This is a genomic window from Lentisphaera marina (assembly GCF_028745505.1).
Taxonomy (GTDB): domain Bacteria; phylum Verrucomicrobiota; class Lentisphaeria; order Lentisphaerales; family Lentisphaeraceae; genus Lentisphaera; species Lentisphaera marina.
In genome coordinates this window covers 403,911-423,278 of the sequence record NZ_JAQZZL010000002.1, presented here as the reverse complement: position 1 = coordinate 423,278, position 19,368 = coordinate 403,911, and the positions used below count along the sequence as shown (strand labels likewise).

The 19,368-nt window shown below is 39.8% G+C and carries 19 protein-coding genes and 1 tRNA gene; 8 read left to right on the top strand and 12 right to left on the bottom strand.

From position 1 onward, the window contains the following. Positions 1-10: 10 nt before the first annotated feature. The 3 genes from trmD to rpsP are packed head-to-tail and all read right to left on the bottom strand — an operon-like array spanning position 11 to position 1,355. Positions 11-694: a tRNA (guanosine(37)-N1)-methyltransferase TrmD gene (gene trmD / locus PQO01_RS12910; protein ID WP_420792932.1), complete on the bottom strand. Its 684-nt coding sequence runs from the start codon at positions 692-694 to the stop codon at positions 11-13. A gap of 5 nt (positions 695-699) precedes the next feature. Continuing rightward, positions 700-1,017 carry a KH domain-containing protein gene (locus PQO01_RS12905; RefSeq protein ID WP_274314460.1) on the bottom strand — a complete coding sequence of 106 codons (318 nt, stop codon included), beginning with the start codon at positions 1,015-1,017 and terminating at the stop codon, positions 700-702. Further along, positions 1,017-1,355: a 30S ribosomal protein S16 gene (gene rpsP / locus PQO01_RS21555; protein WP_337994455.1), complete on the bottom strand. Its 339-nt coding sequence runs from the start codon at positions 1,353-1,355 to the stop codon at positions 1,017-1,019. The genes PQO01_RS12905 and rpsP overlap by 1 nt, the downstream gene beginning before the upstream one ends. Positions 1,356-1,735: 380 nt before the next feature. Between rpsP and PQO01_RS12895 the strand changes: the two genes are divergently transcribed. Then, on the top strand, positions 1,736-2,095 hold the full coding sequence (locus PQO01_RS12895) for an arsenate reductase family protein (protein ID WP_274314458.1): 360 nt from the start codon (positions 1,736-1,738) through the stop codon (positions 2,093-2,095). 44 nt (positions 2,096-2,139) lie between these two features. Then, positions 2,140-3,099 (top strand): NAD-dependent epimerase/dehydratase family protein, encoded by a 960-nt coding sequence (locus PQO01_RS12890; protein WP_274314456.1) that lies wholly within the window; start codon positions 2,140-2,142, stop codon positions 3,097-3,099. Here PQO01_RS12890 and PQO01_RS12885 read toward each other — a convergent pair whose 3' ends face one another. The 4 genes from PQO01_RS12885 to PQO01_RS12870 all read right to left on the bottom strand — a co-directional run bounded on the left by PQO01_RS12885 (position 3,100) and on the right by PQO01_RS12870 (position 8,066). Continuing rightward, positions 3,100-4,053: an AEC family transporter gene (locus tag PQO01_RS12885; protein ID WP_274314454.1), complete on the bottom strand. Its 954-nt coding sequence runs from the start codon at positions 4,051-4,053 to the stop codon at positions 3,100-3,102. Then, the gene (locus tag PQO01_RS12880) at positions 4,050-5,993 is read right to left on the bottom strand and encodes an ABC-F family ATP-binding cassette domain-containing protein (RefSeq protein WP_274314453.1); all 1,944 of its coding nucleotides are present in this window, start codon (positions 5,991-5,993) and stop codon (positions 4,050-4,052) included. Before PQO01_RS12880 ends, PQO01_RS12885 begins: the two co-directional genes overlap by 4 nt. Positions 5,994-6,014: 21 nt before the next feature. Beyond that, positions 6,015-7,082, bottom strand: a complete 1,068-nt coding sequence (gene prfA / locus PQO01_RS12875) for a peptide chain release factor 1 (protein ID WP_420792931.1) — start codon at positions 7,080-7,082, stop codon at positions 6,015-6,017. A gap of 162 nt (positions 7,083-7,244) precedes the next feature. Further along, on the bottom strand, positions 7,245-8,066 hold the full coding sequence (locus tag PQO01_RS12870) for an LOG family protein (RefSeq protein ID WP_274314450.1): 822 nt from the start codon (positions 8,064-8,066) through the stop codon (positions 7,245-7,247). Between the two features lie 1,351 nt (positions 8,067-9,417). Between PQO01_RS12870 and PQO01_RS12865 the strand changes: the two genes are divergently transcribed. From PQO01_RS12865 to PQO01_RS12840, 6 genes are all read left to right on the top strand, one after another. After that, complete coding sequence (locus PQO01_RS12865; protein ID WP_274314448.1) at positions 9,418-10,065, top strand: hypothetical protein; 648 nt, start codon at positions 9,418-9,420, stop codon at positions 10,063-10,065. 131 nt (positions 10,066-10,196) lie between these two features. Beyond that, positions 10,197-10,424 carry a DUF6290 family protein gene (locus PQO01_RS12860; RefSeq protein WP_274314446.1) on the top strand — a complete coding sequence of 76 codons (228 nt, stop codon included), beginning with the start codon at positions 10,197-10,199 and terminating at the stop codon, positions 10,422-10,424. Beyond that, on the top strand, positions 10,417-10,680 hold the full coding sequence (locus PQO01_RS12855) for a type II toxin-antitoxin system RelE family toxin (RefSeq protein ID WP_274314444.1): 264 nt from the start codon (positions 10,417-10,419) through the stop codon (positions 10,678-10,680). The genes PQO01_RS12860 and PQO01_RS12855 overlap by 8 nt, the downstream gene beginning before the upstream one ends. A 142-nt stretch (positions 10,681-10,822) precedes the next feature. After that, on the top strand, positions 10,823-11,011 hold the full coding sequence (locus tag PQO01_RS12850; RefSeq protein ID WP_274314442.1) for a hypothetical protein: 189 nt from the start codon (positions 10,823-10,825) through the stop codon (positions 11,009-11,011). After that, positions 10,999-11,304, top strand: a complete 306-nt coding sequence (locus PQO01_RS12845; RefSeq protein ID WP_274314440.1) for a type II toxin-antitoxin system RelE/ParE family toxin — start codon at positions 10,999-11,001, stop codon at positions 11,302-11,304. The genes PQO01_RS12850 and PQO01_RS12845 overlap by 13 nt, the downstream gene beginning before the upstream one ends. Positions 11,305-11,400: 96 nt before the next feature. Then, the gene (locus PQO01_RS12840) at positions 11,401-12,096 is read left to right on the top strand and encodes a YqjF family protein (protein WP_274314438.1); all 696 of its coding nucleotides are present in this window, start codon (positions 11,401-11,403) and stop codon (positions 12,094-12,096) included. A 472-nt stretch (positions 12,097-12,568) separates the two neighbouring features. Here the strand turns inward: PQO01_RS12840 and PQO01_RS12835 are convergent, their stop codons facing one another. The 5 genes from PQO01_RS12835 to PQO01_RS12815 form a co-directional block, all read right to left on the bottom strand. After that, positions 12,569-13,861 carry a sulfatase-like hydrolase/transferase gene (locus PQO01_RS12835; protein WP_274314436.1) on the bottom strand — a complete coding sequence of 431 codons (1,293 nt, stop codon included), beginning with the start codon at positions 13,859-13,861 and terminating at the stop codon, positions 12,569-12,571. Positions 13,862-13,864: 3 nt separating this feature from the next. Further along, positions 13,865-15,634 carry a sulfatase-like hydrolase/transferase gene (locus PQO01_RS12830; RefSeq protein ID WP_274314435.1) on the bottom strand — a complete coding sequence of 590 codons (1,770 nt, stop codon included), beginning with the start codon at positions 15,632-15,634 and terminating at the stop codon, positions 13,865-13,867. Continuing rightward, a complete protein-coding gene (locus tag PQO01_RS12825; protein ID WP_274314434.1) occupies positions 15,634-17,238 on the bottom strand; it encodes a sulfatase family protein in 1,605 nt (534 codons plus the stop codon). The genes PQO01_RS12830 and PQO01_RS12825 overlap by 1 nt, the downstream gene beginning before the upstream one ends. After that, positions 17,228-18,781 carry an outer membrane protein assembly factor BamB family protein gene (locus PQO01_RS12820; RefSeq protein ID WP_274314433.1) on the bottom strand — a complete coding sequence of 518 codons (1,554 nt, stop codon included), beginning with the start codon at positions 18,779-18,781 and terminating at the stop codon, positions 17,228-17,230. The genes PQO01_RS12825 and PQO01_RS12820 overlap by 11 nt, the downstream gene beginning before the upstream one ends. A 459-nt stretch (positions 18,782-19,240) precedes the next feature. Continuing rightward, positions 19,241-19,322 (bottom strand) — tRNA-Leu (locus tag PQO01_RS12815). Positions 19,323-19,368 lie beyond the last annotated feature (46 nt).

Below are 19,368 nucleotides of genomic sequence, written 5' to 3'. Positions count from 1 at the left end.
CTTATTCACTTTATTTCTCCTTTAATAAATCAGGTCGGCGAGTGAGTGTCTTCTTGTAGGATTGCTCACTACGCCATTCTTTAATTTTTTTATGGTTTCCAGATAAGAGAACTTCTGGAACACGCATGTGTCTAAATTCTTCGGGTCTTGTGTACTGTGGATGTTCCAACAGTCCATCCTCTTGGTTAAAGGATTCGTCTACTGCCGATTCACTGCAACCTAGGGCTCCTGGAATCAAACGGATGACGGCATCGCTTATAACCATTGCGGCAAGATTTCCGTTGCTGAGTATGTAATCCCCAATAGATATTTCTCTATCGACAATTCCGTCCAAAACTCGCTGATCAACTCCTTCGTAGTGACCGCAAAGAAGAATCAAATGCTCTTCTTCTACAAGTTCTTCAGCTAAGCGTTGATTAAACACTTCGCCACTTGGACTCATGTAGATAACTTTACTTGTGGGCGTTTTTAAATCTTCAACAGCTCTAAAAATCGTTTCACAAGACATTATCATTCCCGGGCCACCTCCGTAGGGGCGATCATCCACTCTACGATGCTTATCTATGCTATACTCACGTAGGTTGTGGATCGAAATTTTTACCAAATCACTTTCAACTGCCCGCCCGATAATGGAACTCGACATCGGCTCAGTAAAAACTTCCGGAAATAGGCTAATGATATCTATATGAAGTATGGGAATTAATCCTCTATTTCAACGCTTACTCTACGGCTACCACGAACGCCAGCTCCGCTGACTAGGGCACGTAAAGCTTGAATATTCTTACCAGCTTTGCCAATAATTTTACCGATATCAGATTGGTTACATTTTACAGTAATCTGAAATCCTTTATCGTTGTTTTCGCCGCGAACCTGAACTGCTTGAGGTTCATCAACCATACGAACAACCATGAATTTCACCAATTGTACCAAATCTTCATCTCCGCCTACAGGCTGAGGGTAAAAATCACCAGCATTAGATGAGTCAAGACCTAAAAGTTTTTTTAGAAAACCTAGCATTACTCAGCCGCCTCAGCAGCCTCTTCTACTTGTTCTGCTACTTCTTCTTTAACTTCAGCTTTTGGCTCTTCACTCTTTTTCTGGCCTTTCAGACCGCGAGTAGCTTCGCCAGTTTTTGCTCTTCTAATAATGTCTGCAACTGTAGAGCTCGGCTGAGCACCACGAGCGATCCAGTATTCTGCTCTTTCAACATTAACTACTTCTTCGTCTCTAAGCGGTGCATAGTGACCTAGTTTCTCGATGTATGCGCCATCACGTCTTACACGTGCATCTGCAACTACAATTCTGTAACTGGGGGCATTCTTTTTACCCGTTCTTGTCAGTCTGATTTTGACCATATGTATTTTCCTTGTTTAGCTTTCTGCTGTTATTTTTTAGAGACCTACCTCAACTTTCATTAAAAGTAAAGAATTATCAGCCTCTATTAACCCCTAAGGATTTCGGAGACGGGTAAAGTAACCGAAGATGCAAAAAGAGCAAATAGCTTTAAGTCTTTTGTTCCACACAAGTCTATATTTATAAGCCCCTAATAATAACTCACTTAAACCACCATACGCTTATCTGCATTTTTATCATCTCATAAACACCCTCCACCACTTCACAAGATCACATGAATTTCACCGTAAAAAAACAAGCTTTTTTTCTGCTTAATCTATACAAAGACCTGTGGGATAGAGTAAATTATTTTTATTCGATATAAATAAAGAAGAATCAAATCATGTCAGTTAAAATCTACCAATACAAACGCTGTGGAACTTGCGTTAAAGCCATTAAATTCCTAGAAGCTAATAATCTGAGCTACGACTCCATACCCATCCGCGAACAGGCCCCTAGCAAAGATGAACTCCTAAAGATGCTCGATGCTTATGATGGCAACATCAAAAAACTCTTCAACACCTCTGGACAAGACTACCGCGCTCTTGGTTTGGGAAAAAAACTTGCCTACCTCACATTGGACGAACAGCTTGAGCTACTCATGGGGAACGGCAACCTCGTTAAACGCCCCTTCGTTTTACATGGCGACAAAGCTATAGTTGGTTTCAAAGAAGAAATATGGCAAGAATTCTTTTCCTTATAAATCCCAGAGACTTTATTTCTAAAAATTTTATCTAAAGGTTCATTATGATTGTTGTAACTGGTGGCGCAGGCTTTATTGGCAGCGCACTTATATGGGCATTAAATTGTCGCAATCGCTCAAATATTCTCATCGTCGATCATTTGGGTGAATCCGAAAAGTGGCGCAACCTTGTTCCACTCAGTTACATTGACTACATAGAGAAAGACTCTTTTCTCCAAGCTATGAGTAGCGATGCTTTACCCGACAACATCACCTCAGTCATTCATCTCGGTGCCTGTACCGACCCCTTGGAGCAAAACAAGTCTTATTTGACTGAGAGTAACTTTAAGTTTTCTCAGGCACTCGCGAGCTATTGTTTAAATAAACATATTCGCTTCATTTATGCGTCTTCCGCAATCACCTACGGTAAAGGACAAGCTTCCCTCAACGATAGTGAAGAGAAAATTGAAGCTCTGCGCCCTACCACGCCACTCGCTTACTCAAAGCAGATGTTTGATATGTGGGCTCATAAGAATCAAATTCTCAACCGCATCAGTGGCCTCAAGTTCTCACATGTCTTTGGACCTAATGAATACCACAAAACTGAAGCACCGAGCCTAATTACCAATAATTTTAACGCCATTGATCACGGCCAAAATGTTTACTGCGCTGAAGATGAAGACAAAGATTATGTCATCGACTTAATTTATGTAAAAGATGCGGTCGAGATCCTCTTGTTTTTAATGGACAACCCTGAACTCAATGGCCTTTACAACGCTGGCACGGGCACATCATTCTCTCTAAGCCAAATCTCAAAGCTTTGCCTCAAAGCTTGCGGTAAAGATGAACACCTACTCGATCCTGAAATTGACTTAGCCCATCACTACAAAGTCCTACCCGCTAGCCTTAACATGGACCGTCTCAAGAAAACTGGTTTCCGCCACAACTACCGCTCACTCGAGCGTGCCCTTGCGGATTACCACAACAATTACTTCTATAAGCAAATCCGTTTTGGCGAAGAGTAATTAACTCGGCGCCAAACTCAGCCAAATACTAATTGAAATTGGTGAGACAATAAATGAGGTCACAGAGACGCAAGCTACAGTACGGACGTTGCCTCCAAAATGTTTTGCCAATACAATTGTCAAAAAAGCTGCTGGCATTGCCGCCTGCACATACATAATCTTTTTTAAGTCCGCATCCAAGGGAATCATTGCGATGAAGACAAACCAAATGGCTGGCAATAAAATTTGACGATTGAGCAGACCTAAGCCCAACAGCTTTACAACACGTGAAGTCTTTCCTTCAAACAAGCCTTCTTTAATGAGTTCACTCAAAGTTGCTCCCACTAAAATCAAGCCAATCGGTATCGCCGTTTGCCCCACCGCTTTTGTGGCATCGGCAAAGAAATCTGGTATATATCTGTACATCCCAGAAAATAAGACGATCAAAGAAAACATAACCGTAATAAAAGGCATATTTAATATTTGACTCAATGATTTTCGATCAAAACTTCCTCGCAAAGTTGAGCATGCTATTGTCCACATAGCAATTTCCACTCCGACATTATGCATCAGTAAGGGACCTATTAGATCTTCATTGGGAAACAATGTCACAATAACTGGGATAGCAACAAAACCATAGTTTTGGACACCACAAGCAGCCACAAAACTTCTTATGTTTTCTGAATCACGTAAATCCTTGCCGCGCAAAAAGATTTTTGCAAAAACAAAGCTCACGATAAAACTCAAGCTCACAAAAGAAAAGCCCATAATCGGCGCCATAAAAACCATATTTGAACTTAAAAAGTCTTCATTTTGAGTAATCGAAGAAAAAATCAATGCGGGCATAAGAATCTTGATAAGCAAATTCGTCAGACTTGAGCTATGCCCCTGTTTGATCACCTCTTTTCGATGAGCAATAAAACCCGCAGCAGAAATCACTACAACTAAAAGCGATGCGTGGATCGCAGGACTCAATTGCCGTCCTCTATCTGAGATAAGACCAACTCGAGCTCATTAGATTTTTCTTCCCATTCACTTTCAGCCGATTCTTTCTCTTGAGATATCTCATCCAAACGATTATTCATCACCTGAACGCGATCTGCAGGGGGATCTTGATAAAATTCTTCGACTAAGCCGGCTTCCTCTGCCTCTAAATCCGCAATCAATTGCTCCAAAACTTGCGTCCGTTTCTCTAAGGGACCACGCTTTTTCTTAAGCAACTTACGTTCTTCCGCATCTTTGCGGCGTTGCTCTTTGCGATTGAGCCCCGAAGACTCCTGAACCTGAGCCTTTTCTTGCTTGACTTCGAGCTCAACTTCATCTTTAATTTTAGACATGTAGTAGTCATAATCACCATGAAATTTCCTAAAGCCACTGGGCGTCACCTCAAAGATCGTATCTGCCACACCACGTATGAACTCAATATCATGACTCACAAAACATACTGTTCCAGGAAACTCTTTGAGTGAATCCTGTAATGACTCAACTGCCTGAATATCCAAGTGAGTTGTGGGCTCATCCAGTAACAAGAGGTTTTGCGGAGCTAGCAATAACTTAAGTAAAGACAAGCGAATTTTTTCACCGCCGGAAAGTACTCCCGTCAGCTTAAAGACATCATCACCATTAAAACCAAAGCTACCGAGCAATTGTCGACAACGTCCTTCACTTGTATCCGCTGCAAAAGACTTACACTGCTCAATAAGATTGAGGGAATTATTAAAGTTTTCCGTTAATTCCTGTGCGTGATAACCAATTGTTGTCTTGTGACCAAAACTAACTTTCCCCTCTTCAATGGGAAGCTTATTCGCTAGGATCTTCAATAGAGTCGATTTACCCATACCATTAGAACCCACAACAGCAATTTTCTCACCATCTTGTATCGCCATAGATAGGTTTTGATAAATGTAGCGTTCACCATCATAAGTTTTGCTCATATCTTCGAGCTCTACTGGAACGGGGCTTCCTGGAGGGGGGGTGCCCAAACGCAAATCAACGCTAGACACCTTCACCATCGTTTCCACACTCTCGAGCTTTTCGAGCTGTTTCATTCGGCTCTTAGCTTGTGTCGCTTTACTTGCTTTTGCTTTAAAACGGTTCACAAAACCTTCAAGTTTTTCTTTTTTACGTTCAAGTTTTTCGGACTCTAACTCCAAACGATCCATGCGTTCATCGCGAACTTTTTTATACTGATCATAGTTACCTGGGTAACGAGTCACTTGCCCACCATAAACTTCGTAAGTCACGTCTGTTAACTCATTCAGTAAGTAACGGTCGTGCGAGATCAAAAGCAATGTACCTCGAAAATTTACCATGAATTCTCGTAGCCATTCTACCGCTGGTACGTCCAGGTAGTTCGTCGGCTCATCCAGTAAAAGGAGGTCGGGATCGGAAATCACCACGCGCACCAATTCCGCACGCATCTGCCAACCACCTGAGAATTCGCAGATGGGCTTTTCTAGCTCTTCATCACTAAAACCTAAACCAGATAGACAGGTTCGCGCCGCTGTTTCAATTAGGTAACCACCACCGGCTTCAAACTCGTGCTGCAAATCACCTATCTGACTTAATAATTTTTCTTGGTCGGCTGCCTGAGAAAAGCCTTGTTCCAATTCAATGATTTTCTCTTGTATCGCATCCAAATCAGGACGCGCCTTACAGGCAAACTCCAAAAGAGGCAAGTGTTTCAATTCATCGGGAATATTCTGTCTCAACCAACCTATGCGAATATTTTTGCGTAATTTCACATCACCTTTGTCAGAGCTCTCTTGACCCGTAAGGATACGGAAAATCGTACTCTTACCTGCCCCATTGGGGCCAACTAAACCAGCACGCTCACCAGGGTGAACGTGAAAACTCGTATCATCCAAGACCATGCGCCCAGCATAGGCTTTACGAATATTATCGAAACGAAACATAAAAAATTCTTTTAGGCTTTATTAAATTTCTTCAGCCAGACGCTGCTCAGCATCTATGGCAAGAATTTTATCCATAACATCACCAAACTTACCCGCCATTACATCTGGTAAATTATAGAGTGTCACGCCAAAACGGTGATCCGTAATTCGACTTTGTGGATAATTGTAAGTACGAATACGCTCGGAACGATCGCCAGTACCAATTTGGCCACGACGTTCATCAGACATCTTTTGCTTTTCTTCACGAATTTTTTCATCGAGTAACTTCGAACGCAATAATTGCATCGCAATATCTTTATTTAAATGCTGAGATCTCTCTTGCTGAGAGTAACAAGCTATACCCGACGGCACGTGAGTAACACGAACGGCAGAGTCAGTTGTATTTACACACTGACCACCCGCACCACTTGAACGATAGGTATCGATTTTCAAATCTTTGGGATCTAAATGGAAGTCAACTTCTTCCGCTTCTGGAAGAACCGCCACTGTGACTGTTGAAGTATGAACTCGTCCCTGTGTCTCGGTCTTTGGAATTCTTTGCACTCGGTGAACGCCACTCTCGAAGTTCAACTCACGAAAAACATCTTCGCCTTTAACGCTAAATACTGTTGCTTTCAAACCACCTAAATCACTCGGCGTATATTCAAGGACATCAACTTTCCATCCCTTACTACCACTATAGATTTGATACATGCGCATTAATTCTTCCGCAAATAGTGCAGCTTCATCACCACCCGCCGCAGGGCGAATTTCTACAATACAGTTACGTGAATCATTGGGATCCGGTGGAACAATCAAGATCATCAATTTTTTCTCTAATTCAGGAAGTTCTTCCTCTAAACTAGAAAGATCCAAACGAATCATTTCTTTTAATTCTTCGTCGGATTCGGCACTTAGCATTTCTTTATTTTCTTGAAGTTCAGATTTAACCGCTTCTAAACGATCGTAACACTGAACCAATGCCGACAAACGCTGGTGCTCTTTACTCAAATCTTGGAAGCGATCCTTATCTTCAAAAACCGAGGGATCAGACAATTCACTTTCGACCTGCTTGAAGCGCATTCTCAAGCGCTCAACACGTTCACTAATATCAATCATTTTTAACCTAAAATTATTCTTTAATTCGTGAGAATTAAAACCCCCTTTGAAACTTTGCAAGCCGAGAGCTCAAAGTCCTCATCCTTTGCTTGCTCATAAAAGACAAAAGCCCCTCAGTTTCAAGACTAAGGGGCTTCATCGAATTTAATTTTCTTATTGATAAAATTCTGAATGTAAACGACGTTGAAGTTTGAGTTCTGCCGTTAAGTAATCAAATACTTCCTGTGGGGTGTCTGCCCATATAAAAAGATCTAAATCCTTTTCACAAATCACACCTGCTTCCACCAAGTAATCAAAATTCACCATATTGCTCCAAAACTCTTTTCCGTATAGAACAATAGGAATAGTCTTGGTCGTTTTCCCCGTTTGTATCAGAGTCAGAATTTCAAAGAACTCATCGAAGGTACCAAAGCCACCTGGAAAAACGACAATTGCTTTGGCTAAATAAGTGAACCAAAACTTACGAATAAAAAAGTAATTGAACTCAAAGTTTAACTCAGGACTAATGTAAGGATTTGGTTCTTGCTCAAACGGCAATGCAATATTCAAACCTATTGATTGGCCATCCTTAACTCGAGATGCACCCAGATTTGCTGCTTCCATAATCCCTGGACCACCACCAGAGCAAATGTAATAACCAAAATCATTATCAATCGACCATTTCGTCAACATCTCCGCCAGCTCAGCACCCTCTTCATAGTAACGTGACATTTTGACAGCTGCTTTAGCTTTTTTAATTTTGCCTTCATCACCAGTGAGTTCAGCACGCTCTAACATGATGCCTGCATCTTCATTAGACAACAAACGCGCCGACCCAAAGAAAGCAATACTATCTCTGACTTGGTTTTTAGAGAATCGTCTTTTTGGCTCTATCATTTCTGACATTATTCGCAAAAGTCGACCATCCGAAGAATTGATAAAATCCATATTCTCATAAGCCTTAACTGGCTTTTTACCGCGACCGTGTAAACCCATAATAAATCTCCTATTTGTCTTTGTGGTTATATTTAAACTTATGCACCACGCGACGAAAGGCAAATTTTTGCTCACCGCAACCGCCCGTCGATGGCTGGCAAGCCTTGCTGGGAAGAGGACAGCGTCCCTAAATTACTGACCTTCTCATAAGTCTTTACCAATGATTTATAAACTCATCCTAGTTCTTTAATCATTCAAAGTTGCTCTTAGGTCCTCTTTGCGTCTTCGCGAGAAATATTATGATTTTGAATTTGGACTTATCTGAGTCAATCCGTTGAACCTGTGGATAGCTGGATTTTTATTTCCTAAGCGACACTTCCTTGCTGAATAAAACAAAAACTCACGCAGAGGCGCTAAGGCGCTAAGTTTTAAAAACATTAGTTGCTAGGGATACGCAGGTACAGGTTTCAGCTTGCAGGAAAAAGTATCCTCATCCGCCTCACCTTGGTGATCGTAGGCGTCTCGCCTGCCTCATCTCACCTAAGAGTAGCTCCTCCTTACCGCCCGCGGTGGCAACCGCAACCCGCTGTTAAGCGACACACTCTAGTTCTTTAATCATTCAAAATTTAAAGTTAAGAATTTAAAATTCATCTCCCTTCTCTCTTTGCGCCTTGGCGTGAAAAATTATGATTTTGAATTTGGATTTATATGAGTCAATCCGTGGGATCTGTAGATAGCTGGATTTTTATTCCCTAAGCGACACTTCCTTGCTGAATAAAACAAAAACTCACGCAGAGGCGCCAAGGCGCAAAGTTTTAAAAACATTAATTCCTAGGGGCTCGTATATCTCAGATTTCAGCTCACAGCACAAAAGCTCTTTAATCATTCAAAATTGCTCTTAGACTCTCTTGGCGACTTCGCGAGAAATATCGGCTTTTTATCCTGTTTTGAGAATCCACATGGCAGAGTAAAAAACCTTTCTCTAGACCCCTGGCTGTCTAATCATTCAAAATTTAAAATTAAGAATTTAAAATTCACTCCTCCCCCTCACTTTGTCTTTTGCATAAGTCGCAAAGTCCCGCTCTATTAAAATATTGATATTTACTTGGAGGTAGGAGTCACTCACACATATTAGCCTTCCCCTAAGTCAGCAAGTGCGTATAACACATTTTTCATCAAAACAAATGATTTGTAATCTCATTCAGGGTAATCTGAGATAATGGCGTGAATATTCGACTCAGTTGACGCAATCATACACCTTGAATTTCACAAATAAGACAACTAATTAAATAACTACACATCAGTGGCATCATAAATGAAAACAACAAAAACAATCAACCCAACCATAAATGGCGACCCGATCACACGCTCCACTCAGATCGTATAATACCATGTTATGTTGTAAATAATTATGAAAAAAAATAATATATTTGACGAGGTTCTAACAAACTCAGAACTCATAAACGTCACCAGTGATTTTGGAGAAATCTTGTTAGATAAGAATCTATCTGATGGAGTTTTAAAAGACATTCCAATTTTGGGGACATTTATTAAAACTTATAACATTGGAACATCTATTAAAGATCACCTTTTTATAAAAAAAATGTGTTCTTTTTTAAATGAGTTTTCAAATATATCGATCAATGAACGTTATAAAGAAATTTCACAAATTAATCATTCAGAAAAATATAAAATTTCTGTTGGAGAGAAAATTTTATATATACTAGATAGATGTGAAGATCATGAAAAAGCTGAATTAACAGGCTATTTATTCCTCAAGTTTTTACAGGAACACATTAACTATGAACAGTTTTTAAAAATGGTTAGTGTTATTGAACGGTTATCAATAAATGAACTTCATGAATTTATAAAAAAAGATATAGAAGATTTTGAATATTCAAGTTTAGGTATAACAGAGTCATACGTAGAAGAAGTTACAGTAGAAGATCAAGATGATTGGAAAGCATCAACAAAATATGTTGTAAATGGAGGAGAAATGAAATCAACTTTAACAGATCTTGGAACAAAATCACATTCAATATTGAAAGAAAAGTTATAAACATAACAATAAGTCGCACCTGAAATTCTCGTTCCTCGAATTCATGTAAACTCAGACGTTAGAATAAAATTGAAATAACAACGTTGTGACGTTATAGTGCTATATATACAATACTAAAAACGGGGGCAATTATGTCTACATTAACTAAAAGAGCTACAGTGTATTTTAATCCAGCGGTTCATAATGTTTTAAGAACTAAAGCTCATCTATCCCACAGATCTATTTCTGAAGTGATTAACGAAGCTTTACTGCATGAACTTGCTGAAGATGCAGAAGATTTAAAAGCATTTGAAGAAAGAGCTAATGAGGAAACCGTTTCATATGAAGACGTCTTAGCTGAGTTAAATTTAAATGTCTAATTACAAAATTGAGTTTAAAAAATCCGCAGTAAAAGAATTAAAAAAAATAAACAAATCTGAAGCAAAAAAAATCATGTTGAAAGTCAATGAACTTTCTACAGATCCTAGACCTTTTAATAGTATAAAACTAACTAATGAAGATAAATTCCGAATCAGGCTTGGTGACTACAGAGTATTATATGAAATCATAGACGAAATACTAGTTGTGAATGTAGTCAAAATAAAGCATAGAAAAGAAGTCTACAGAAAAAACTAACATGGCACTGAAGTAGCAATTCTCGCTAAGGCTCGAAGTCTACTTGCTTTAGTCGCTATAGCAAAAATAAGAATCTATTATGAATATGATTTATTAAATAACTGAATTATATTAAATAAATAAGAAATTAGGATTCACCAAAATGACAGCAGTTAATAAATCTGAAATATTGAATGCAGTTCAAGGATTACCTGAAGAGACTAGCATTGAAGAAGCGATAGAGAGACTCTATCTAGTCTCTAAAATTAAAACAGGTATTCAGCAAGCTGAATCTGGGGAATTATTAAGTCATGATGAGGTTAAAGGTAAATTCTCTAAATGGTTAGAATAATTCGATGGACTGAGCAATCAGCCAAGGATCTTGAATTAATATTTGATTTTATCTCTAGAGACTCCGAGCATTATGCGACTCTCGTCATTAAAGAAATATTCAAAACAACTGAGAGACTAGAAAGTTTCCCTGAGTCAGGAAGAGTTGTACCTGAATTTAATGTAAAAACTGTTAGAGAAATAATTTTAGGCAATTATCGAATTATCTACAGACTAAACAAAGATGCTGTAGAGATATTAACTATTCATCATTCATCGCAATTATTTAGATCTCGTTTAAGCGATTTTGAATAAAAAAAGCTATACGCAAGAGTCGCAGTGAATGCTCGAGAATCACGAAAGTCAGATAAAAGGACTTGAGTAGATTCATTCCTTAGCTATAAATAAACTATGAAATTTTTACACGCACATTGGAACAACTTAATTTTGGCCTCGTACAAAATCGATCCCAAATCACTTGAAGCATTCATACCATTTGGCACGGAATTGGATTTTCATGATGGAGACTGTTATGTGAGCTTAGTGGCTTTCATGTTCCATGACACAAGAATATGTAACTTAGCTATTCCAGGACATATAAATTTTGAAGAAGTAAATCTAAGGTTTTATGTCAGACCCAAATATGATCCTACAAAAAGATCGGTGGTTTTCATAAAAGAAATTGTCCCAAAAAAAGCAATTGAAGTCATTGCTAATTCGCTATTTTACGAAAATTATTTCACCACCAAAATGGATCATCATTTCAACGGGAATGATTATTCTTATTCATGGTTAAATAAGGGTGTAGATAATTCCATTAAAGTCACCAGTACAGATAATTTTTATATCCCAAAAGCGGGCAGTATTCAAGAATTTATCACAGAACATTATTGGGGATATACCAAGGCAAATACAAATACTTTAGAATATGAAGTGAAACATGATCAATGGGAAGTCTGTGATATAAATTCATATGAAGTCAATGTTGATTTCGAGAAAAATTATGGATCAATATTTGGAATTTTAAACGATAAGAAAGCAGACAATATATGTTTCTCAAAAGGGTCATATATTGAAGTGAATTATGGAAAGAAAATAAGAACTTAAGTCGACACTAGAGCAGAATTTTTCGTTTTACTCCAGCCTACTTAATTTCGAGTCATCAAAATCACATGAGTAAAAAACAAACAATCATCTTGCTAATAACATCCCTATTAATAGTGAATACTTTGATAGTATTATTAACTATTAATCACGCCAAATCAAAAATCAGCAAACACACTGAATCGCCTTTAGGTTTAAGTGGGATCACGATAACGAGAAATTTTCACTTGGGAATAAATTTTAAAGAGAATAATAACTACTCATTATGGGAGTACGTTTATACAATCCCCGAAGGCGCTGTGTACACAAGACCTAATGGCTCTGACTTATTAATTCGATCTGACGTAGGTAAATAATATTGTATTCAACAGTTAATTGGGGGCATTATAGACGTGGATCTAAAGTGATTTAGACCAATTCAAGTAATTTTCATCTCATAAAACCTTGAACTAAATTGATATAAAAGAAGTTTTTTTTAACTTCTTTTTTTAACTCCTGAGCTAACGTCTTTCAGCCATTCTTCATAGGTTTTGAGCATTGACTTCACGCGATTGGGTTCAGATTTAATCAGATTATGTTCTTCTGATTTATCCTGAGCTAAATTATACAGTTCTAAGTCACCTTTTTTGGTCTTCAGCAACTTCCATTCACCATCTCTGACGGCAAACTCCTTCGCTTTGCGCCAAAAGAGCTGACGTTGCGCTAGAGCTTCTCCTTTTAGTAAGAGACCACTTAAATCAAGCCCATCAAATTCAACTTTGCTTGGCTGATTATTCAGACTCAAAAAGGTCGGCATAAAATCCATTGTCATTGTGGGAGCATCCATAAGTTGGCCTGATTTTATTTTACCTGGCCACTTTACGATAGCGGGAACGCGATGTCCACCTTCATAGAAAGTCCCCTTTGTTGCTCGATAGGGTTTGTTGGAGGAACCATAAGTTCCAGTGCCGCCATTATCTGAACAAAAGATGATCAAAGTATTTTTTTCTAAGCCCTGATTTTTAAGATAACTGAGCAGGCGGCCAATTTCAGCATCCAGGTACTCCATCATTTCTTTGTAAGCACGATCTTTATCTTCCACTGCTCCTAAAATGGGCTCCGGATTACCGGGCGTTCTGTAGGCACCATCATTGGGTCCCTGATAGGGATAGTGAGGTGCACCATGAGAGAGGTAAAGGAAGAAGGGTTTATCTGAAGTTTCCTTGATAAAATCAATACTGTAATCGGTGATGATTTTTGTTAGATAGCCCTCTTCTTTTACTTTTTCATCTCTGACCCACCAGTCTTCATGCCCAACCTGATCGATGTGACTGAAGAAATCTATATTGCCACTGACAAAGCCCTTAAATTTATCAAAACCCTGATGAACTGGGCTAAAAGAAGGCTGATAACCCAAGTGCCATTTGCCAAACATCGCCGTTCGATAACCACTCTCTTTCAGCGCTTCCGCCATGGTCCACTCACTTAAATCCAGCCCCGTATGACGATGACCAACAGCGGTCACCACTCCCTCAATTCCCGAGCGGTTTTGATACCTGCCCGTCATTAATGCTGCACGCGTCGGCGAGCATACGGCACCATTGGAATGGAAGTCGGTGAGTAGAACACCATCTTTTGCCATTTGATCTAGGACTGGAGTTTTAAAAGTTGGGTGACCCGTACAACCCAGCTCACCATAGCCCATATCATCGGCCATGATTAAAATAATATTCGGTCGTTCGATGGCTTGTAGGCCAAGCACCATAAAAAAGCTTAATAATAGTCTCATCATTTAATCCATTACCCGTATAGCTCCGGAACTACGATATAGTACCGTGCCTTCTTTATTTTCAATTTTTTTGTGTTTTTCAGATTTTAAAAACATGCCTAAAGGAATGTCAATTACTGCCTTGTATTCTTCCACTGGCAGAATCAAAACATCGTAGTGCAAAGTATATTCAACCTCTTCGTAATGATCAAAACTCAAATCAAAAATACATTTATTTTTAAGGTTAAAATAGACGTAATCCGCTCCCGGTGAGCGATCAAAAATAGCCATAGCTGATTGAGAAATATGTTTATCTCTCGCAACTTCCTTGCCGTTTTTTAGAAGACGGACATTATCGACTTGGGCCATGGCGTAACCACGACGATGAAAAATCTCAAAACGCGGAGATTTATTTTTCACAAAGGCAGTTACATCTTGACTCATTCTTACTTTTTTGTGGAACTTCACTTCGTCGGAATCCCATCCACCTATGTACTTACCCTTGAAAGCCTGGCGAATACTCGACCACTTATCTTTTAATTTTGGGAATTTAAGCAAACTTTTCTCTAGGGCCAATTTTAATTTAGATCTGACCTCAGCTGTTTTTTTATTATCTTCATGTGGATAAATAGGATTTAATTCTTCAGGGTCATTTTCTAAATCAATCAAATAATTGTCTGGATAAAACTTATAATCTTTATCACGTACATAGAGTGAGGCATTATCAATTCTCATGCTCACAGATGGGTAAAAGGCCAACTGGTAGGACTTAATCGTTTCGCGCCCCTGTAAATCACCTAGGAAACTGACGCCATGATTATCGTACTTTGCGGGAACATCCATTTTTGCGCTCTCCGCAAGTGTAGGTAACATATCGGTAAAGTCGACCAAGCGATCACATACCCCGGTAGATTGAGCTCCTAATCTAGCAATGAGAGGCACCCAGTTGGAATCGCGTTTATTCCCCATACTCTTGCCACCGTAAACTTGCTCGCCATTCCTTAGCGTATTCATTAGTCCAGGGTAAGTTCCATTGTCAGCCGTAAAAATAATGAGTGTATTATCGTATTGACCTTGCGCTTTTAAATGATCAATAACTTTACCCACCAACTTGTCCGTATAAGCTACCATATCTCGAAAATTACTGTCCCAATCTCGGCACTCAAGATTGCGACTATCCGGTGTGGGGACAAAAGGAAAGTGAGCTAAAACCATGGGGTAATAAGCAAGGAAAGGCTTGTCACTCTTTTGACTTATAAATTCCAGTAAATGCTGATTAATAATATCTGGCCCATAAGCCTTCTCAGGATATTTTTTGAGCTCATCATTGACCGTAAGGGTCGGTTCCCAAAAACGACTTTTCCCTAGAGATTTGTCTTCCAAATAATTGTGCAGGCAATGTTCATCGAAACCAAAATCTTCGACACTGCCCTTATCAGAACTCAACTGCCATTTACCAAAAACACCCGTTCGGTAGCCTTGCTCCTTGAGTAGGTGAGCAAAAGTGAGGCTACCTTTATCGAGCCTACCAAATTGAGTGTAATTGGCAAAAGTATGCTGACCCGTCATGATTTTCACTCGGGATGGAGTGCAAATGGGGGTCGACTCACAATTATTAAAAACAACTGCCTCCTGAGCAAAACGGCTCAGCTGAGGTGTTAAGTTTTCTTGTGACCCATAAGTGTTATAAAATCCTCTACCGGTATCATCCACCATGATGAGTAGAATATTAGGCGACTGTTTAGCTGAAACACAAAAACATAGCGCCATCAAGGCCAAACACAGCTTCTTCATTATTTAATCCCGTCGACCTTAACATTCGTTTCTACTTTGCGAGGAAGTTTCGCTGAGAGCTCGGCAAAACCCTCGGGAAGAAATGGTGTCTCGCCAGTATTCTTCTGCCGCTTACCAGGATTACTGCGCCCCTCATCAATATATTTTTGCATGAGAGCAGTCAGTCTGTCGACAATATGCGGGAACTTGGCATAAAGATTGACCGTCTCCGCCGGATCGGACTTTAGATTATATAGTTGAATAACTGGAAGCCCATGAGCTTTAGCCATATCTGGCGTTAAATCACTCTTGGGCCAACCGCCCGAAGCCGCACAAAAAATCAACTTCCAATCACCCTGACGAATGGCAAAAGAACCATTAATAGAGTGGTGTACAGTTGCGGGTCTCGCAAATTCATAGGGCTTACCATGAAGCAAAGGAAGTGTGGAATAAGAATCCTCTCCTGCATTATCAGGAAGCTTTTTCCCGAGAATATCCGCGAGTGTTGCTAGCATATCCGTCGTACAAATCGTCTGATCCGATACTGAGCCCGCTTTCACACCGCCATTGGGCCAGCTGACGATATAGGGAACTCGGTGCCCACCCTCATAGATATCTGCCTTACGACCGCGATAGCCGTTACTGGGAAAATGTCCCGCATTATTAATTTCTGTGATGTCCGCACGAGGTGAGGTTCCATTGTCTGTAGTAAATACCAACATAGTCTTATCATAAATGCCCTGCTCTTTTAATACCTTAATTAGCTCTCCCATATGATGATCAATCTGCAGAACGAAATCAGCATATTCGTTGATACCGCTTTTTCCTAAAAAGTCTTTTGTTGGCAGGATGGGCGTGTGGGGTGACGGCAGTGGAAGATAAAGGAAAAAAGGTTTATCAGCTTTTGCGTTCTTCGCAATAAATTTATTGGCTCTTCTAAAAAAGTTTGGTGTGCAGTCCACGATATCAAAATCAGCTGACATGGGGCCACCACGCCAAAGACGTTTGCCCTCTTCACCTTCGCGTTCGGTCATTTCTAAATTCGTAACTTTGCCATTTTCGACATAAAGATATGGAGGAATGTCTAATGAACTTGGAATCGCGTAATAATAATCAAAGCCATGGACATCTGGACCATTTTTCACGCCTTTGACGTAATCGATCTTGGTTCCAGGTGTATAACCCCAATATAAGGGGTCGATCTCAACGCTATCAGGATGAAAAGCGAAATCCCAGCCGAGGTGCCATTTGCCGATCATACCGGTGTTATACGCATTGTCTTTTAAAAATGAAGCCAGAGTCATTCTCCCCGGCTTGATGAGTGATGGCGAAGTCCCGCCAATCACACTCTTCTTTAAATGAGTTCGCCAGGAATAACGCCCGGTCAAAATCCCATAACGGGTGGGCGTACAAACCGATGAATTCGTGTGCGCATCGGTAAACATCATTCCACTTGCCGCCAAGGAGTCTATATTGGGAGTATGAATTTTAGAAGAGGGATTGAAACAACTCACATCTCCCTGTCCCATATCATCCATGAGTACATATATCACATTGGGCTTTTCCGCTGCGAAAAGTCCACAAACTAAACCGAAAGTCAGCGCTAAAACACTATTAATTTTCATTATCTTTTCCTTTAATACAAATAAGTTCTTTCATAGTATGAGCATATAATTTCCCTTCGGAATATGAGAAGGAACTCAAAGTCCAGGTTTTTCCTGCTTCTCCTAAATCATTAACAGCCACAAGTGCTTCACCGTTTTTAAAAGGTTTTGTTGTATCAATTACGTAGACCGTACCTGTTACAACAGGAATAATTAAATGCTTACCAACTAAAATGGGGCTTGCAGAGCTAATATGCCCAAAACCAGAACCATTATGGCCTTTATTACCAACATGAAGATTATTTTGATTCACGGGGTCATTTTTTATTTTTTTCAGTTCATGGATATATATATCTTCAGATGCAGAGTTTTTACCTGGTATAAGCTGACCCGGCAACTCTAAATACTCCAGCTTGCCTGTTTCCATATTTACTTTACCCAAATAAGGTGCACTATGCGATAGGAAGTAATGAGCATCCCCGACGAGGATATTGGTAAAGTAAGTTAAAGCTTTTCCTTTCTTACCCTTAATCGTCACTTGCTCGCTAGCTTGCCCTTTCTTATGCACCTGGACATCATTCAGTAAATCAATTTTCTTAAAAAGCTCACCGGATTCAGTATGATAAATCTGATGTTCCGCACCAACAAATAAAGGAACATATTTTTCATTCCAACACAAATTTGCTGACGTCATAATTCCCTTCAAAGGCTTTTGCCAAATTACTTGCCCCTCTTTGCCGGACTCCAAACTCATCAGGTTAAAACCATAGGGAGTTTCAACTGGTGCATGACCTCCACCGCGTACTTGCAGCAGTGCTTGCGCTCCGTTTTCTCGTTTTCCTACCATAGGATTACAATGAATTACAGTTCCATTTTCTTCTCGCCAAAGTACTTCACCAGTATTTTTATCGAGGCCATGAATGTAAGTCCAAAAACCTTTGTCATTGGCATATTTATTTTTGACTTTCGAATCCTTCCTAACTCCATTGATGAATTCTTTCTTCTTCTCAGCAATTTCTACATAGAGAATTGTATCGCCCACAAAGCTAGGTTCCGCCTGACGATTGGCGTGCATATAACGGGGAACAAAATCTCTTTTCCAAATTTCGTTCCCATCCAGATCAAAGCAGGCCATTTGCCCACAGCGATTAAAGAACCATACCTTTTCACCATCGCATAAAGGTGAAAAAACCGTACCGTCCGAAAAGCCATTCGCCAAATCTATGGCAATGGCCCCGGGCATTTCTTTCTGCCAGAGGATTTTCCCCGACTCAGCATCTAGACAAAGGGCAATAATATCCTTCACCTGCCCCTTTTGATCTTCCGATTCAATTGGTTTATGAACGGTCGTAAATAACTTATCTCCCCAAACTGTTACTGCGGCCTGCCCAGCCTCTGGCATGGGTGTACGCCATTTAATATTTTCATTGCGTACGGCACTCCACTCTATTGGAGCCTGGCCTTCTACCTGGTAATCCCCATTGGGGCCCGAAGCCTGTGGCCAGTTTTGCGCAAGTGTACTTAGTCCTAAACTAAGAAAAACAACAACTTTACTAAAGCTCATATATCAATCCATATTTTTATATCGTAACTAGTGGTACTCCACAAAATAGTAAATCTTGAGGCCAGTCAGATTTTATTTCATTTTTAAAATAAACTAACTAAAAAAATATGGTCTAGTGATTCTTCGCCATTCGTCTTTTAAGAATAAAAAAATGCCACTAATCAAAGAAATCATGCTCCTCATTGGCGCTTTAAAACCACGAGAGACTGACTTTATCCAAGAAGATGTTAAAGCCGTTGATATGCCCCCCCTGGAAGCACGGTAAAGCAGTAGGCATAATACTCACTATTATGGTGGGACTAATTTACGTCACATTTGCGGACTTTTCAGCACTCAAGAAAGATCATAACATAGTGCCTCCAGTAGCTGCAGATCCACTCACTTCACAAGTTGATATCTAAGTCAGCTTTACTGGATTAAAAGAAAAAAGCCTCAGAACTAAGTTCTGAGGCTTTTTAGTACTCGAGGCCGGACTTGAACCGGCACGCCGTGAAGCAACGGATTTTAAGTCCGTCGTGTCTGCCAATTCCACCACTCGAGCATTTGGCATCTAAGTCATCATAAGATGAATTAGTGAGCTGAACATA

Coding starts and splice junctions, on each gene's coding strand:
- PQO01_RS12905 (WP_274314460.1), bottom strand. CDS start 1,017: ATGCTAGGTTTTCTAAAAAAACTTTTAGGTCTTGACTCATCTAATGCT.
- rpsP (WP_337994455.1), bottom strand. CDS start 1,355: ATGGTCAAAATCAGACTGACAAGAACGGGTAAAAAGAATGCCCCCAGT.
- PQO01_RS12895 (WP_274314458.1), top strand. CDS start 1,736: ATGTCAGTTAAAATCTACCAATACAAACGCTGTGGAACTTGCGTTAAA.
- PQO01_RS12890 (WP_274314456.1), top strand. CDS start 2,140: ATGATTGTTGTAACTGGTGGCGCAGGCTTTATTGGCAGCGCACTTATA.
- PQO01_RS12880 (WP_274314453.1), bottom strand. CDS start 5,993: ATGTTTCGTTTCGATAATATTCGTAAAGCCTATGCTGGGCGCATGGTC.
- PQO01_RS12870 (WP_274314450.1), bottom strand. CDS start 8,066: ATGGGTTTACACGGTCGCGGTAAAAAGCCAGTTAAGGCTTATGAGAAT.
- PQO01_RS12865 (WP_274314448.1), top strand. CDS start 9,418: ATGAAAAAAAATAATATATTTGACGAGGTTCTAACAAACTCAGAACTC.
- PQO01_RS12860 (WP_274314446.1), top strand. CDS start 10,197: ATGTCTACATTAACTAAAAGAGCTACAGTGTATTTTAATCCAGCGGTT.
- PQO01_RS12855 (WP_274314444.1), top strand. CDS start 10,417: ATGTCTAATTACAAAATTGAGTTTAAAAAATCCGCAGTAAAAGAATTA.
- PQO01_RS12850 (WP_274314442.1), top strand. CDS start 10,823: ATGACAGCAGTTAATAAATCTGAAATATTGAATGCAGTTCAAGGATTA.
- PQO01_RS12845 (WP_274314440.1), top strand. CDS start 10,999: ATGGTTAGAATAATTCGATGGACTGAGCAATCAGCCAAGGATCTTGAA.
- PQO01_RS12840 (WP_274314438.1), top strand. CDS start 11,401: ATGAAATTTTTACACGCACATTGGAACAACTTAATTTTGGCCTCGTAC.
- PQO01_RS12835 (WP_274314436.1), bottom strand. CDS start 13,861: ATGAGACTATTATTAAGCTTTTTTATGGTGCTTGGCCTACAAGCCATC.
- PQO01_RS12830 (WP_274314435.1), bottom strand. CDS start 15,634: ATGAAGAAGCTGTGTTTGGCCTTGATGGCGCTATGTTTTTGTGTTTCA.
- PQO01_RS12825 (WP_274314434.1), bottom strand. CDS start 17,238: ATGAAAATTAATAGTGTTTTAGCGCTGACTTTCGGTTTAGTTTGTGGA.
- PQO01_RS12820 (WP_274314433.1), bottom strand. CDS start 18,781: ATGAGCTTTAGTAAAGTTGTTGTTTTTCTTAGTTTAGGACTAAGTACA.